The organism is Patulibacter medicamentivorans, assembly GCF_000240225.1.
GTDB classification, from domain to species: domain Bacteria; phylum Actinomycetota; class Thermoleophilia; order Solirubrobacterales; family Solirubrobacteraceae; genus Patulibacter; species Patulibacter medicamentivorans.
Window position 1 is genome coordinate 1 of record NZ_AGUD01000062.1, and the last position, 14,044, is coordinate 14,044.

Below are 14,044 nucleotides of genomic sequence, written 5' to 3' on the forward strand. Positions count from 1 at the left end.
CCGGCGGGCGCGGCCGGTCGCGGTGCTGCGCAGGCGGCCCGCGGCGGGCAGGCGGACGGTGATGCGCGCGGTCCCGGTGCGGGGCGAGACCGTCAGCCGCTCGACGACCGGGAACCGGGACGGCAGCGGGGCGATCGGGGCCAGGTCCGGGCGCGGCTCGGCCGGCGGGGCCGGCAGCTCGCGGCCGTCGAGGCGCGACCCCGGATCCGGCTTGCGGCGGGCGACGACGACGTCGATGGCGCCGTTGGCGTCGCCGAGGAAGAGGTTGGCGTCGGGCGACGTGAACCCGACGACGCCGGCGTCGTCGCTGGCGCTGACGGTCGAGTCGCTGCTGGCCGCCTCGATCCGGTAGTCGCTGCCGTCGTAGCCGGTCGTCACCCGCTCGGCGGTGCCGGCGTCGAGGTCGGCGACGTAGACGTCGGCGGTCCCGGGGGTGCTGCGCACCGTCCCGACCTGCTGCAGGCCGTCGAAGCGGATCCCGGCCGAGGTGAGCAGCGCGTGGCGACCGTCGCCGGCGAGCGCTCGCGGCTGGCCCGCCGGACGATCGTCCGGGGTCGACCAGGCGCGCCGGACGGCGGTCCGCCTGGGCATCGACGTCCGGATCTGCGCCAGGTAGACGTTGCTGCCGCGATAGGCGACCGAGTCGTAGGGCCGCTCCCGCGCGGTGCTGCGGAAGAGCACGCGGCGACCGTCGTCGGACACCCAGAACGGCAGGCTCGCGGGCACCCCGTCGCGATCCAGGGCCTCCGGGTCGGCGAACGGGCCGTAGCACGCCCCCGAGGCCTGCCGATCGTCGACGAACGCCGCCCCGGCCGGACAGGCCGGGTCCTCGGGATCGGCGACCCCCGCGACCCGTCCCGCCGGCGCGGCCGGGTCGCCGTCGAGGTCCCGCCAGAGCAGCTCGAACGGCGGCGCCGGCTCGCCGCCCAGTCGCCGCGTCTGCTGGACGACGCTGCCGCCGGTCCAGACGACCGTCCGGCCGTCGCCGCTGATCGCGGCCGTCGGCTGCGGCGCCCCGGCGACCTCGGAGACCGGGGTCCCGTCGTCGGAGAGGTCGCTCGTGCGCCGGGTCACCAGCCGCGTGCTCCGGCGGTCGAGGTCGCGGACGAGCACCTGCCAGCGCGGCGTCGTCGTGCCGCTGCGGGCCGGCAGGTTGGTCGCCGTCCGCGTCACGAGGACCGCCCGCCGGCCGTCGTCGCTGAGCGCGGCGCCGGCGCTTCCGGGCATCGCCCCGAGCGCGGCGTCGGCGTACGAGGCGCCGGTCTCGCGACCGTCCTGGGCCGACGCCAGCTCGTAGGCCCCGACGTCGGAGGACGGCGCGGCCATGTCGCGGACGTAGACGTCGGGCGTGATCGTGCTGCGGTCGACGCTCGAGCTGGCCAGCTGGACCGTCGTCCCGAAGAGCACGTAGCGCCCGTCGTGGCTGATCCCGGCCGCGGGGACGTCGACCCCGCTGCCGATCGTCTCGCCGGTCGCCCGCGAGGCCCGCACCGGCGGCGCCACCAGCTCCACGTCCCCCGTCAGCAGGTCCTTGCGCACCAGTCCGCCGGCGTAGTACCGGCCCGGGTCGGCGGGCCGGCCGAGCAGCACCTGCGACGCGGTCCGGAAGACGACGTAGCGCCCGTCTCCGGAGACCAGCGGCGCGCCCGCTCCGCGGTCCGACAGCTCGGTGGCCGTCGCCGACGCCGGGACCGCGCCCGGCTCGTAGGCCGCCTGCGCGATCGCGGGGACGCCCGCGGCGACGAGCGCGACGCCGGCGGCGGCGCCGCGCAGAGCATGTCGGCCGCCGCGCATGAGGAGGCACTGTAGGTGGGGAGTCGCTGCGCTCACGTGAACATCAGGAGAAGGAAACGTTGTCGTCCACGTGAACAGCGGCCGCCGGTCCCGTCCGCCCGGCGCGCGCCGGCGCGCGGGGCGGACGGGACCGCGAGCACGGTCCACCAGGACGGTGCCGCGTCAGCCGACCCGGACCTTGCGGGTCGCCTTCGCCGTGCCGGTGGTCGCCGGACCGCCGGCGGGCGGCGTCAACGAGGCCGTCACCGCGACCGTCAGCCGGCGCCCCTTGCGCAGGGCGCTCCGGCCCTTGCCGCTCGGCTTCAGCCGCACGCTCAGGGCGCCGGATCGCTTGACCGTCACGTAGCCGCTGCCCAGCGTCACGGTCCGCTTGCCGACCTTGGTCGTCAGCCGCAGCGTCAGCCGCCCGGCGCCGCCGGCGCGAACGGCGACGGTCAGGCGCTTGCGCGTCGCGGCGAGCTTGCCGAGCGTGACCTTCACGGGCCGCCCGTCGGGCGTCGTGGTCGTCGGCACCGTCGTCGTCGGGACGCTGGTCGTCGTCGGGACGGTGGTCGTCGTGGTCGGGGTGGTGGTCGTGGTCGTTGCCGGGCGAGCCTCGATCCCGCGGGCCGCGCTCCGCACCGGCGCGCCGGGCCCGGCGGCGTTGCGACCGGTCACCTCGCAGCCCAGCTGGCGCCCCTGCTGCCCGTCGGCCGGCACGTAGCTCCGCGTCGTCGCGCCGGCGATCGCGGCGCCGTCGATCAGCCACCGGTAGTCGAAGCCGTCGGCGTTCGTCCAGCGGCCGGTGGTGCAGGTCGCGGCCAGGCCGACCTGGACCGTCCCGACGACCTGCGGCGGCTCCTCGTTGGCCGGCGGGCCGCTGATGGCGCGCACCGGCTCCGACGGCGTGGCCACGCTGCCCGCGGGGTTCGCCCCGGTCTCCTCGCAGGAGAGCATCGTCCCGACGTCGTCGGCGGAGACGCTGTAGGTCGTCCCCGTCGCACCGCCGATCGGCTGGCCGTCGCGCAGCCAGCGGTAGCTGCGGCGCAGGGGCTCGCCGGCCGAGTAGGTCGCTGGCTGGCAGCTGACGGTGGCGTCGAGACGCGGCACGCCGCCGACCGTCGGGGCGGCGCTCAGGACCGGGGCGACGGCGTCACCGAAGACGGCGAAGCCGTTCTGGCCGACGCCGCCGACGCCCTGGATGCCGGCGGTCGGCACGACCAGGCGGCCGGCCACGGCGAGCACGCGCGGCCGCGTCCAGCCGGCCGGGGTCCCGGTGAGCTGCGGCGCCCAGGGCAGCAGCTTGCCGTCGGCGTCGACGGCGGCGATCTGCGATCGCGGCTCCTGCTGGCCCTGGCCGGTCCCCGCGATCGTCCGGAACGAGCCGAGCAGGTAGGCGCTGCCGCCGACGACCGAGACCTGGTCGACGGTGCGGCCGCTCTCGATCGTGGGCGCCCAGGTCGTCGCGTCACCGCTGTCGCCGCGGAGCGCCGCGACGGCGCGCCGGGCCTGGCCGCCGATCTGGCGCTGCTCCGTGCTGCCGAACGCGACGTAGACCGCGTCGCCGCCCGCCGGGGCCGGCCCGACGGCGATGTCGTTGTAGCTGGCGCCCGCCGGGCCGTGGGGATCGAACGCGGTCGGCGCGCCGGTCGCGCCGGCGAAGGCCGCGAGCCCGTTGCGGGCCTGACCGCCCAGGTTCGCGAACCCGCCGGCGACGTAGAGGGTGCCGTCGCCGCCGCGCGCCAGCTGGGTGACCGGGCCGTCCGGGTTCGGCGCCCACGGGTCGACGGTGGCCGCGCTCGCCGTCGTCAGCGACGCGAGGCCGGCCCGCGCCTGGCCGCCGACGGTCTGGAACTCCCCGCCGAGGATCGCGATACCGCCGTCGGCCGACAGCTCGATCGCGTTGACGGCGCCGTCGGGCGCCGGATCCCAGTCGCGGACGTCGGTCGGCTGGTCGGCGGCGGTCCCGCCGTCGGCCGACGCCAGCGCCGCCAGGTTCGACCGCGGGACGCCGTTGGCCGCCGTGATGCCGAACGCCCCGACGTAGACCGACGATCCGTCCGGCGCAACCGCGAGCGCGGTCGGCAGCGGCTCGTCGCTCGGTCCGAACCAGATGTCGAGCGCCGGCGCCCACGCGAGCAGGCGGTCGTCGGCGACGTCGATCGCGGCCAGCCCGTGGCGCGGCTCGACGTTCGCCGCCTGCAGCCCCTCGCCGGTCAGCCACAGCCGATCCCCGCTCGCGAGCAGGTCGACGCCGCCCTCGCAGGTCGCCGGCTCGCTCGAGACCCGCGGGTCCCAGTCGGTGGCGACGGCGTCGCCGCGTCCGACCGCGGCGACCGTGCAGCGCGTGCGCCCGGCGACGGTCGAGAAGGACCCGGAGAAGCGGACGGCCGTGCCGTCGACCAGCAGGCTGCGGACGCTCACCCGACCGCCCGAGGAGCGCGCCAGGTGCGCGTCCCAGGCGGTCGCCTGGCCGTCGGCCGGATCGACCTCGGCCAGGCCGGCGCGCGCCGGCTGCGTGGCCTGCGCGCCGATCTTCGCGAAGCCGCCGGCGACCAGCAGCTTGCCGTCGGCGACGGCGATCGCGGCGATCGCGCCGTCGGCGCCGAGACGCAGGTCGCGCGCGCTGCGATCGGCCAGGCCGAGCGCCCAGACGCTCGGATTGCCGTCGCCGCCGGCGGCCACGACGTAGGCCGTGTCGCCGTCGACCGCCGGCGCGATGCCCGTGGTCGGCCGCGGCGCCCCGGCCGGCTGCCAGTCGCGGAGGGCGCCGCTCGTCCGATCGAGCAGCGCCAGGCCGGCGCGCGGCTGGCCGTCGACGGTCGTGAAGGTGCCGGTCACGAGCAGCGCGTCGGCCCCTGCGGCGACCACGCCGGAGACCTGCCCGCCGCTGATGGCGGGCGGCCGCCAGGCGTCGAGCGCCCCCGACCCGGCGTCGAACGCCGCCAGCCCCGAGCGCGGCTGCCCGTCGGCGCTGTCGAAGCCGCCGACCGCGAAGACCCGGTCGCCGACGCGGGCCAGCGCGGTCGGTGCGACGGATGCCGCGCCGTTGCGGAACGCCACCGTGCCGGGCTGCAGGCGACCGCCGGTGGAGACGTGCACCAGCCCGCCGGGGCCGGAGCCCGGGACGTTGGTGGTCTTGATCCACGCGCCGCCGCTGCCGTCCGCCGCGTCGGCGGTGACCCCGGCCTGCCGCCCGCTCACGGCGACGAGCTCGTCGACCGTCTCGTCCAGCCGGCCGCTGCCCCCGTCGACGACCGCCAGTCCCGGTGAGCGGCGGCCGATGCCGTGGAAGACGCCGCCCAGGTAGAGCGTGCTCCCGCGGGTCGCCGTCGCGCTGACGTCGGCCGTTCCGCCGATCGCGGTCAGGCGCGACCCGGGGAGCGGCACGTCGTTGACCGCGGCGCCGGCGACCGGCGCGGCCACCAGCGCCCCGGCCGCGATCGCGGCGGCGGCGAGCACCGCTCGTCCGCGCCGTAGCCCGGGTCGATCGTGACTCGGCTTGACCGTTGCTCGCATCGTTCCGTCGTTCCTCGTCGTGGCGGCGATTGATGGCGGAACGTCAACGTTCACGCCAACACGACGGCCGACGATACGGACGCCGCACACATCGAACGTGAACATCGTGCGAAGCGCCGCGCGCGCCGGAGGCCGCCCGGGACGCAGGACGGCCGCCCTCCGGGGAGGGCGGCCGTCGAAGTGCCGCTTCACGTCGTGCGCCAGGACCGGGGCCCGCGACGCACGCCGTGATGGTGCTGCCAGCCGAGTGCTACCAGCCGAGCGTGTTGGCGCCGGCCTGGGCCGCCGTCAGCACGTTGGTCGGGAGCGCCTGGTAGTCGTTGGCCGCCAGCTCGCCCTGACCGCCGTTGAGCGCGTAGCTCAGGTAGTCCTTGACGCCGCGCGCCTGGTCCTGCGTGAACCGCTTGGCCGGGTCCGTGATGCCGACGTTGACCGGCTGCGGCGTCTGCCACGCCAGCGCGAACGTCAGCGCGCACCCCGGGTACTGGACCGTCGTCGACGCGGCGTCGACGTCGTACCACGACTTCGTGGTGTCGGTCGGCAGCGCGACCGGGGTCGCGCCCTTGTCGGTGTACTCGACGGCGCCGCAGTTCGAGCCCTTGGTGCCCGTCTGGTTGTTGTCGGTCGCCGGGCTGCGGTACTGACCGGTGGCGCCGGGCTGCTCGACGTAGAGCCACACGCTGCGATCGGTCGCGACGGTGCCGTCCCAGCCGAACTGCTTGCTGCGCGAGGTCGCCAGGTCGGCGTAGGCGATGCCGCCGTCGGTCTGCGTGGCCAGCAGGTCCAGCTGCGCGCCGGCGCCGTTGCTGGCCGGCTTCTTCAGGTTCGCCGCGGTGTCGTTCGGCCAGGCGGTGTTGCCCAGCGTCGGCTCGCTCCAGGTGGTGCCGGAGCTGTCGCGCGTGGCGATCTTCTGCAGCAGCCGCTTGAACGCGAACGTGGTGCCCGAGCTGTCGAAGCGCACCACGCGCACGACCGGCTTGGCCTGGCACTGCGCGGTGGTCAGGCCACCGGACGAGCCGACGATCGCCGGGACGATCTCGCCCCAGGTGTCGGCCGAGCTGTCGGCGGCGAACGCCCGCTCGAGCTTCGTCGCCGAGATCCGGCGGGTCGTCGAGCCGGCCGCGACCTGGCAGCCGTCCGGGATCCGCGCGTCGACCGCGACCGACGACTGCGCGACCGGGATCGTGTGCAGGATCGCGTTGTCCGTCGCCGTCGAGGTGTCGCCGGCGTTGGCGTTCTCGATCTGCTGCACGCCCCCGTTGCTCGAGCCGGCGTCCGACGGTGCCTCGTCGGCGCCGCCGAAGCCGTACGGGCCGCTCGTCCCGTTCACGTCGCGCTGGTTCGCGGTGCCCGTGGCGCCGAAGGCCAGGCGGCCGGAGCCGGAGCCGGTCGGGGCGTACGTGACCTTCTGGGTGCCGCCGTCGGCCGCCAGCTTGAACTGCGCGCAGCCACCGTTGCCGGTCGTCGCGTAGCCGAAGCCGACCGCGTTCGGGCCGCCCGCGTTCGGCGCCAGGATCTCGGCGCCCCAGCCGAGCTGCGCCGAGCGCTGGAACGACGCACCGCGCCCCTGGATGCTCGCCGCGTTCTCGCACTGCGTGTCGTGGCCGGTGTCGAACGCGGCCTGCGCCCCGCCCGGAACCATCGCGAGCACTGTCACGGCGCCCACCGCCGCCAGCGATGCCCGCATCGTCGTCTTGCCCTTCATGAGCTTTCGCCCTCCCTGGGAGATCGTGGTCGCGGACTCGTTGCCCGCGCCGTGCAGTCCAGCGGGATCCGACTCCACAATCGTCAACGTTTCGTAACCGTGCAGCGTAAATTCGTTGACGTCATGTCAGCGGCAGCCGGTCCGCTCGATCCGCGCTCGGGAACGGCCACGAGCCCCGCCAGATCGCGGGGCCCGCACCCGATGACGCCGCCGCGCGAGCGGCGGCTGGGACGCCGTCGCTACAGCGCCGAGCACTGCCCGGTCGACGAGCCGGCCAGGTTGCCGCCACCGGTCGGCGCCGGGTCGTTGCCGGCGCAGCCCAGCGCGCCGGAGACGAGGTTGCGGCTGATCCGCGTCGCCGCCCGCCCGCCGTCGACCGCCAGGTCGCCGCGCACGACGTTGCGCTCGATCGCGGTCGCCCCGAAGGCCGCCCGCACGCGCAGCCCGGCCCCGAAGACGTTGCCGCGGCCGACCTCGCCGCCGCCCACGGCCAGCGTCGCCAGCGGCGCCTGGATCGACGCCGCGCCGTTGAACGCCGAGGTCGTCAACTCGACCGCCGCGGTCGGCTCGACCACCCGCAGCTCGCCCGTGACGACCGCGCGATCGACCCGCAGGCCGTGGCTCGAGTCGACCTGCACGTCGCCGTCGACGAGCGACTTCCTGATCGTCAGGCTGCCGGCGTCGGTCTCGGTCGTGATCGAGCCCGAGACGTAGCTGCCGTCGACCGTGCACGAAGCCCCGTAGGGCACCAGCAGGTCGCCGACGCTGGCGTTGGCGATCACGCCATCGCACACCGTCGGCTCCGCATCCGCCATCGCGGCCGGTGAGGCCGCCAGCGCGAGGATCGCGGTCGCGGCACCGATACCAATGATCCGCTTCATCAGAAGCTCCTTCTCGTGTGGGTTCCACCGGCCCCCCGGCCGGCGACACGACCCTAGGCGGCTCCGCAGCTGTTTACGTCAACAATCTGTGGCCGAGCGCCGTCTGCGTGACTGGCCTACCCTCCGGCGGCCCCGCTCGCAGCGCGTTCTCGCCCGCGCCAGCTTGTAGCGATTCCGTTACCACCGCTCGGTCGGCGTGCCCGAGACGCCTAGGGTGTTCACGCATCATGCGTCCCGTCCTCCCCCGTCCCCTCGTCCCGGGCCTCGTCGGCCTCCTGCTCGCCGGGGTCCTCGCGTCGCCCGCCGCGGCCAGGATCGAGGCCGCGACCACGGTTGCCGGGCCCGATCCCGCGATCGTCGAGCTGGGCGGGGTCGCGATGGCCGACGACGGCACCGGCGGCGTCGTCTACCGCCGGACCGAGGACGGACGGCCGCACGTCTTCGCCGCCCGCTACGACGGCCAGCGCTGGGATCCGCCGCAGCGGGTCGACGTCGGCCAGCGCTTCGACTCGTCGTGGCCGCGGATCGGCGCCGCAACCGGCGGCCGGCTGGTCGTCACCTGGGTCCAGGACGGCCCGCCCGACCAGGACTCGCTGTACTCGGCGGTGCTCCCCCGCGGTGGCCGCCGGTTCCTGCCGCCGACGCTGGTCGACTACACCGTCGGCGAGGGGACGATGACCTACCCGTCGCTGGCGATGGCGCCCGGCGGCGACGCGCTGCTGGCCTACCACGCCGTCCGCAGCACCCAGGCCGGACTGGTCGGCTACGTCCGCAGCGACCTGCGGCTCGCCCGCTTCGACGGCAGCCGCTGGAAGCGCCAGGGCAGCGTGCTCAACCGCAACCGCAGCGTGCCGATCCGGATCCCGACCGCGGCCGTCGCGCCGCGGATCGCGATCGCCCCCGACGGCACCGGCGTGGTCGCCTGGCAGGAGCCCGACGAGTCGCTGATCGACCGCGTCTGGACCCGGCGCGTCTTCGCCAGCCGGGTCGGGGCCCCGCTCGCCGCCTACCGGACCGGCACGGCCGAGCGCCCCGAGCGCGGCGCCGTCGACGGCCTCGACCTGGCGATGACCGCGTTCGGCCGCGCGATCGTCGCGGTCCGCCAGCAGCCCGACCCCCGCGACCGCGGGACGCCGCCGCGGATCTGGCTCAGCGCGCTCGACGAGATCACCGACGACGGCGCGGGCACGTTCTCCTCCGTCGCCCCCGGCGACGGCGGCGCCGGCGGCGAGCCCGGTCCGCCGCAGGTGGCGCTCGGCGGCCGCAACGGCCTGCGCGTCGGCTTCGGCCGCGACGGGACCGCGACGATCGGCCTGGGGGCGGGCGCCACCGCGACCGCCTTCCGCCCGACCGGCCCCGCGCTCTCCGACCCGGCGGCGGTCCTCGACGCGGGGCTCGACGACCGCGGGACGCTCGCCACCGCCAGCGCCGACGGCGGCGGGCGGGTCGTGATCCAGCAGCTCGCGGGGCAGCGGACGATCGCGACCCAGGCCGTCACGGCGACCCAGGGCGGCCCGGTCCACGGCCTCCGGATCGCCGGCTCGGGGACCGGCGACGCGCTGGTCGCCCTCCACGAGGGCGAGCCGGACGAGGGCCAGATCGCGGTCGCGCGGGTGACGTCGCCGCCGGTGCCGTTCCTGCTCGAGCTGCCCGACGCCTGGACCCGCACCCGCCGGCCGCTGATCGCCTGGGAGCCGCCGCCGGCGGGGTTCCAGCCGCTGCACTACACCGTCGAGATCGACGGCAGGCGGGCGGCCCGGGTCCGCGGCAACCAGGTCCGGCTGCGCGAGGGGGCCGTCCGCGACGGCGTCCACCGCGTCCGGGTCGTGGCCACCGACCGCTCGGGCGAGACGACCGCGACCGGCGTCGGGCGGCTGCGCACCGACCGCCGGCCCCCGACCGCCTCGGCGGTCCGCAGCGGACGTGCGATCCGGGTCCGGATCGGCGACGGCCGCGGCGGATCCGGTCCCGCTCCGGCCTCGAGCACGATCAGCTGGGGCGACGGCAGCCGCAGCGCGGGGGTCGGCGCGCGGCGCAGCCACGGCTACCGGCGCGCCGGCCGCTACCGGATCACCGTCGTCGCCCGCGATCGCGCCGGCAACGCCGCGACGGTCCGGATGACGGTGCGGGCGCCGCGCGGCCGTCCGTAAACGATTCTGTGACCGATCGGTGAACTTCACGTCGCGCTGATGACGCGTGATGACGGACGCGTTAGGGTCCTCCGCCAGGCGCTGCGGCCGACCCCCGCGCAGAGGCGCCAGGCCCGCCTCGGCGCCCTGACCCTGACGTCGGAGCGGGCCCACCCCTTCCCACTCCGCGTCCCGTCCCCGACCCGATCGCGAGCGAGCTCACGTGAGCAACCCACGGCTGACCGCCTCCCACCGCAAGCCGACGCCGACCCAGCGGGCCGCCACGACCGTGGTCGAGGTCCTGCGAACGATCGGCCGGCTGCTGCGACGCGACCTGCTGGCGACCTTCCTGCTCGCCGCGGCGATCGCGTTGACGATCACGTTCTTCTCGCTGCTGGGGTCGCTGTCCCCGCAGGCCGAGGGCCAGCAGGTGTCGCTCAGCAACGTGATCTCGCTCGCCCGGGCCGATCGGGCCCGCTCCGCGCAGCTGCTCGACCGCGACCACCAGGTCGTCGTCACCACCGACACCGGCCAGCGGGTCTACGCCGACTACCCGAGCTCCGACACCGCCACCCAGGACCTGCTGCTGCGGCTGCACCGCGCCGGCGCCCAGGTCAGCGTCGACCCCCAGTCGGGCAAGCCGGCGCGCACGATCGTCGTCCAGTTCCTGCTGCCGATCCTGCTGCTGGTGACGCTGTTCGCGTTCTTCACCCGCCAGACCGGGGACGGCAGCGGCGGGATCGCGTCGTTCTCGTCGTTCCGCGGCCGCGGCAAGAAGAAGGGCAAGGGCAAGGCGCCGATCACCTTCGACTCGGTCGCCGGCGCCCCCGAGGCGCTCGTCGAGCTGCGGGAGATCAAGGACTTCCTCGACGACCCGAGCAAGTACCTGACGGCCGGGGCCGCGGCGCCCAAGGGCGTCCTGCTGGTCGGCCCGCCCGGGACCGGCAAGACGCTGCTCGCCCGCGCCACCGCCGGCGAGGCCGAGGCGTCGTTCTTCTCCGCCTCCGGCGCCGAGTTCGTCGAGTCGCTGGTCGGCGTCGGCGCGGCCCGGATCCGCGACCTCTTCGCCAAGGCCCGCAAGGCCGCCCCGGCGATCATCTTCATCGACGAGCTGGACGCCGCCGGCCGCAAGCGCGGCGCCGGCGTCGGCCAGGGCAACGACGAGCGCGAGCAGACCCTGAACCAGCTGCTGGTCGAGATGGACGGCTTCGGCGGCGACGCCGGCGTGGTCGTGATGGGCGCGACCAACCGGCCCGACATCCTCGACCCGGCGCTGCTGCGCCCGGGCCGCTTCGACCGCCAGGTCGTCGTCGACGTCCCCGACGTCCACGGCCGGCTGGAGATCCTGTCGCTGCACGCCCGCGGCCGGGCCTTCAGCCCCGACGTCGACCTGCACGAGATCGCCAAGCTCTGCCCCGGGTTCTCCGGCGCCGAGCTGGCCAACCTGGTCAACGAGGCCGCGCTGCTGACGGTCCGCGACGGACGCGGCGAGATCGACCAGGCGACGCTCGAGGAGGCGATCGACCGGGTCGTCGCCGGCCCCGCCAAGAAGCACGTGCTGAGCGAGGACGAGCGCTGGACGATCGCGGTCCACGAGGCCAGCCACGCGATCGTCACCCGCGCCACCGGGCAGACGATCAGCGCCCAGAAGCTCTCGATCGTCGCCCGCGGCCGCCAGCTCGGCACCGCCGCCCACATGCTGACCGACCGCGACGCGGTGATGCACGGGCGCTCGGACCTCGAGCGCCAGCTGGCCGCGATCATGGCCGGGACCGCGGGCGAGATCATCGAGTTCGGCGAGGAGTCGACCGGCGTCAGCGACGACCTCCACGCGGCGACCAAGCTGGCCCGCTCGATGGTGACCTCGTTCGGGATGTCGCGCGGGCTCGGGCACGTCACGATCGGCGAGCCCGGCGGCGAGGTCTTCCTCGGCAACGCGCTCCAGGACCTCGGCTCGACCGGCCCCGAGACGCTGAACCTGATCGATCGCGAGGTCGAGCGGCTGGTCGGCGACGCCGAGGCCCGGGCGACGATCGTGCTGCGGTCGAACTGGGACCACGTGCGCGAGACCGCCCGCTCGCTGCTCGAGCTCGAGACGCTCTCGGGGGTGGCGCTCGACGCGATGCTCGCCGGCGTCTCGCCGATGCCGCTCGACGAGATCGCGCTCCCCAGCCGCGACCCGGACCAGGACCCGCGTCCGAGCCGCGACCAGCGGTAGCACGAGCGGCCAGGGCGAGCGGGTGGCCGGCTGCGCCGACCTATACTGGCGGCCATGGCGGCCCTGTCGCTCCGGCGAGGCCTCGTCTGGCCGGTGGCGCTGGCGGCCGTCTCGCTGTTCGTCGCGATCGACTTCGTCCAGCATCCGTTCCGCGGCAGCACCCAGGCCGGCAACGCCGCCGAGCGCCGTTCACGGCTGGCGATCGTGATCCCCGGCAGCGAGCTCGGCGGTCCGTCGAGCTCGGTCGTGCGGCTGCTGGTGGCCGCAGCCCGGCGGGAGGGGCTGCAGATCGACGCCGCTCGCCAGCGCGGCGGCGCCACGGCCGCCGTCGAGTCGGTGATCGGGGTCGGGCCCGGCGCCCGCCAGCGGCTGCTGGCCGTCTCCGCCGAGACCCTGGTCCAGCTCGGGCAGGACCGCCGCGAGACGCTGATCCCCGGCGTCGCGGAGCGGGCCGAGCGCGCCTGGCGACGGCTCGCGGCGGCCCGCCCGCTGGCGCTGCTGGCCGTCGACCCGGCCGCGGTCGCGGTCGCCGGTCGCTCGCCGCTGCGCTCGTTCGCCGACCTCGGCAGCGAGCTGCGGGGCGGCAAGCTCGTGGTCGGCGTCGGCCAGGACCTGTGGTCGCGGGCGCTGCTGGCGAGCCTCGTGGCCGGCTCCGGCGTCGACGGGCGGGTGCCCTACCGGGCCTTCTCGGGCTCGAGCGAGGCGGCCGCGGCGACGAGCAGCCACGACGCCCGGGTCGTGCTCGGACCGCGCAGCGCGTTGACGCGGCGGCCGGGGACCGTGCGGATCCTGCACGGAGACTGGCCGGCGGGGCCGCGGCCGCTGCAGTGGGTGGCGCTGGTCGCGCCGGTCGCGGCGAACGGCCCGGCGGCCGATCGGCTGGCCGCGGTGGCCCAGCGGCCGGCCTGGCGCCGCGCGCTGCGCCGCCACGGGCTGCGGCCGGTGACGGCCGGTCCCGCCGCCACGCGCCGGTTCCTGGCCGCCGAGCGGGCCCGCGCGTCAACACTCGTCCGTGATCTGATCCGTGTACGCGCCCGGTCAGCGCGTTGACATCCCCGCGACCGTTTACACTGAGCGGGCCGATGAGCGTCAGGCACCGAGGGGGTCCGGCATGAGCCCGCACCCCCTCCTCGACCCCGACGGCATCACCCGGCTCTACCGTCGCCACGCCCGCTCCCTGCTCGTGTTCTTCCAACGTCGCGTCGACGATCCCGAAGGGGCGGTCGACCTGCTCGCCGACACCTTCGCCCGGGTGGTCGAGCGCCGTGAGCAGTTCCGCGGGTCGACCGAGGCCGAGCTCTCGGGGTGGCTGTGGCGGATCGCCCAGTCCGAGCTCGGCGCGGCCGAGCACCGGATCGACCAGGAGCGGCGAGGCCGGTCGGCGATCGCCGTCGAGCGGCGCGCCCTCAGCGACCGCGAGATCGAGCGGATCGACGACCTGGCCGGGATGCGCGATCTGCGGGCGGCCGTCTCCCGTCACCTGGCCGAGCTGCCCGCCGAGACCCGCGAGGCGGTGCTCCTGCACGTCGTCGAGGAGCGGCCGTACGCCGAGGTCGCCCAGCGGCTCGGACTGCGGCCGGACGCGGCTCGGGCCCGGGTCTCTCGCGGGCTCCGGATCCTCGGGCGCCTGCTGCGCGACGACCGCGACGCGTGGGAGCGCGACCGATGATGCGCGACCGCCTGCCGCCGCTGGACCCGGAGCTGCCGATCCTCGACGAGCTCGAGCTGGCGATCCGGCGCGCCGCGACCACGGCGCCCGCCGCGGCGGCGGCTCCGGCGGCTGGGGTGGCTCCGGCGGCTGGCCGGCGCCGGCGCGGCC

At 76.1% G+C, this 14,044-nt stretch carries 8 protein-coding genes; 4 read left to right on the top strand and 4 right to left on the bottom strand.

Annotation, left to right across the window (positions count from 1 at the left end):
- The 4 genes from PAI11_RS26895 to PAI11_RS06625 form a co-directional block, all read right to left on the bottom strand.
- The coding region (locus PAI11_RS26895; RefSeq protein ID WP_040598767.1) for a hypothetical protein at positions 1–1,794 on the bottom strand (1,794 nt) is incomplete at its 3' end.
- Between the two features lie 162 nt (positions 1,795–1,956).
- Positions 1,957–5,235, bottom strand: a complete 3,279-nt coding sequence (locus PAI11_RS06615) for a hypothetical protein (protein ID WP_007572183.1) — start codon at positions 5,233–5,235, stop codon at positions 1,957–1,959.
- Positions 5,236–5,542: 307 nt separating this feature from the next.
- The gene (locus PAI11_RS06620) at positions 5,543–6,997 is read right to left on the bottom strand and encodes a type 2 periplasmic-binding domain-containing protein (protein ID WP_007572185.1); all 1,455 of its coding nucleotides are present in this window, start codon (positions 6,995–6,997) and stop codon (positions 5,543–5,545) included.
- Between the two features lie 239 nt (positions 6,998–7,236).
- A complete protein-coding gene (locus PAI11_RS06625; RefSeq protein WP_007572186.1) occupies positions 7,237–7,878 on the bottom strand; it encodes a hypothetical protein in 642 nt (213 codons plus the stop codon).
- 227 nt (positions 7,879–8,105) lie between these two features.
- Here PAI11_RS06625 and PAI11_RS06630 point away from each other — a divergent pair, with 227 nt between their 5' ends.
- The 4 genes from PAI11_RS06630 to PAI11_RS06645 all read left to right on the top strand — a co-directional run bounded on the left by PAI11_RS06630 (position 8,106) and on the right by PAI11_RS06645 (position 13,894).
- Positions 8,106–10,028: a PKD domain-containing protein gene (locus PAI11_RS06630; RefSeq protein ID WP_007572187.1), complete on the top strand. Its 1,923-nt coding sequence runs from the start codon at positions 8,106–8,108 to the stop codon at positions 10,026–10,028.
- Between the two features lie 202 nt (positions 10,029–10,230).
- Complete coding sequence (ftsH, locus tag PAI11_RS06635; protein ID WP_007572189.1) at positions 10,231–12,225, top strand: ATP-dependent zinc metalloprotease FtsH; 1,995 nt, start codon at positions 10,231–10,233, stop codon at positions 12,223–12,225.
- A gap of 54 nt (positions 12,226–12,279) precedes the next feature.
- Complete coding sequence (locus PAI11_RS06640) at positions 12,280–13,275, top strand: hypothetical protein (RefSeq protein WP_040598769.1); 996 nt, start codon at positions 12,280–12,282, stop codon at positions 13,273–13,275.
- Between the two features lie 61 nt (positions 13,276–13,336).
- Complete coding sequence (locus PAI11_RS06645; protein ID WP_007572191.1) at positions 13,337–13,894, top strand: RNA polymerase sigma factor; 558 nt, start codon at positions 13,337–13,339, stop codon at positions 13,892–13,894.
- Positions 13,895–14,044 lie beyond the last annotated feature (150 nt).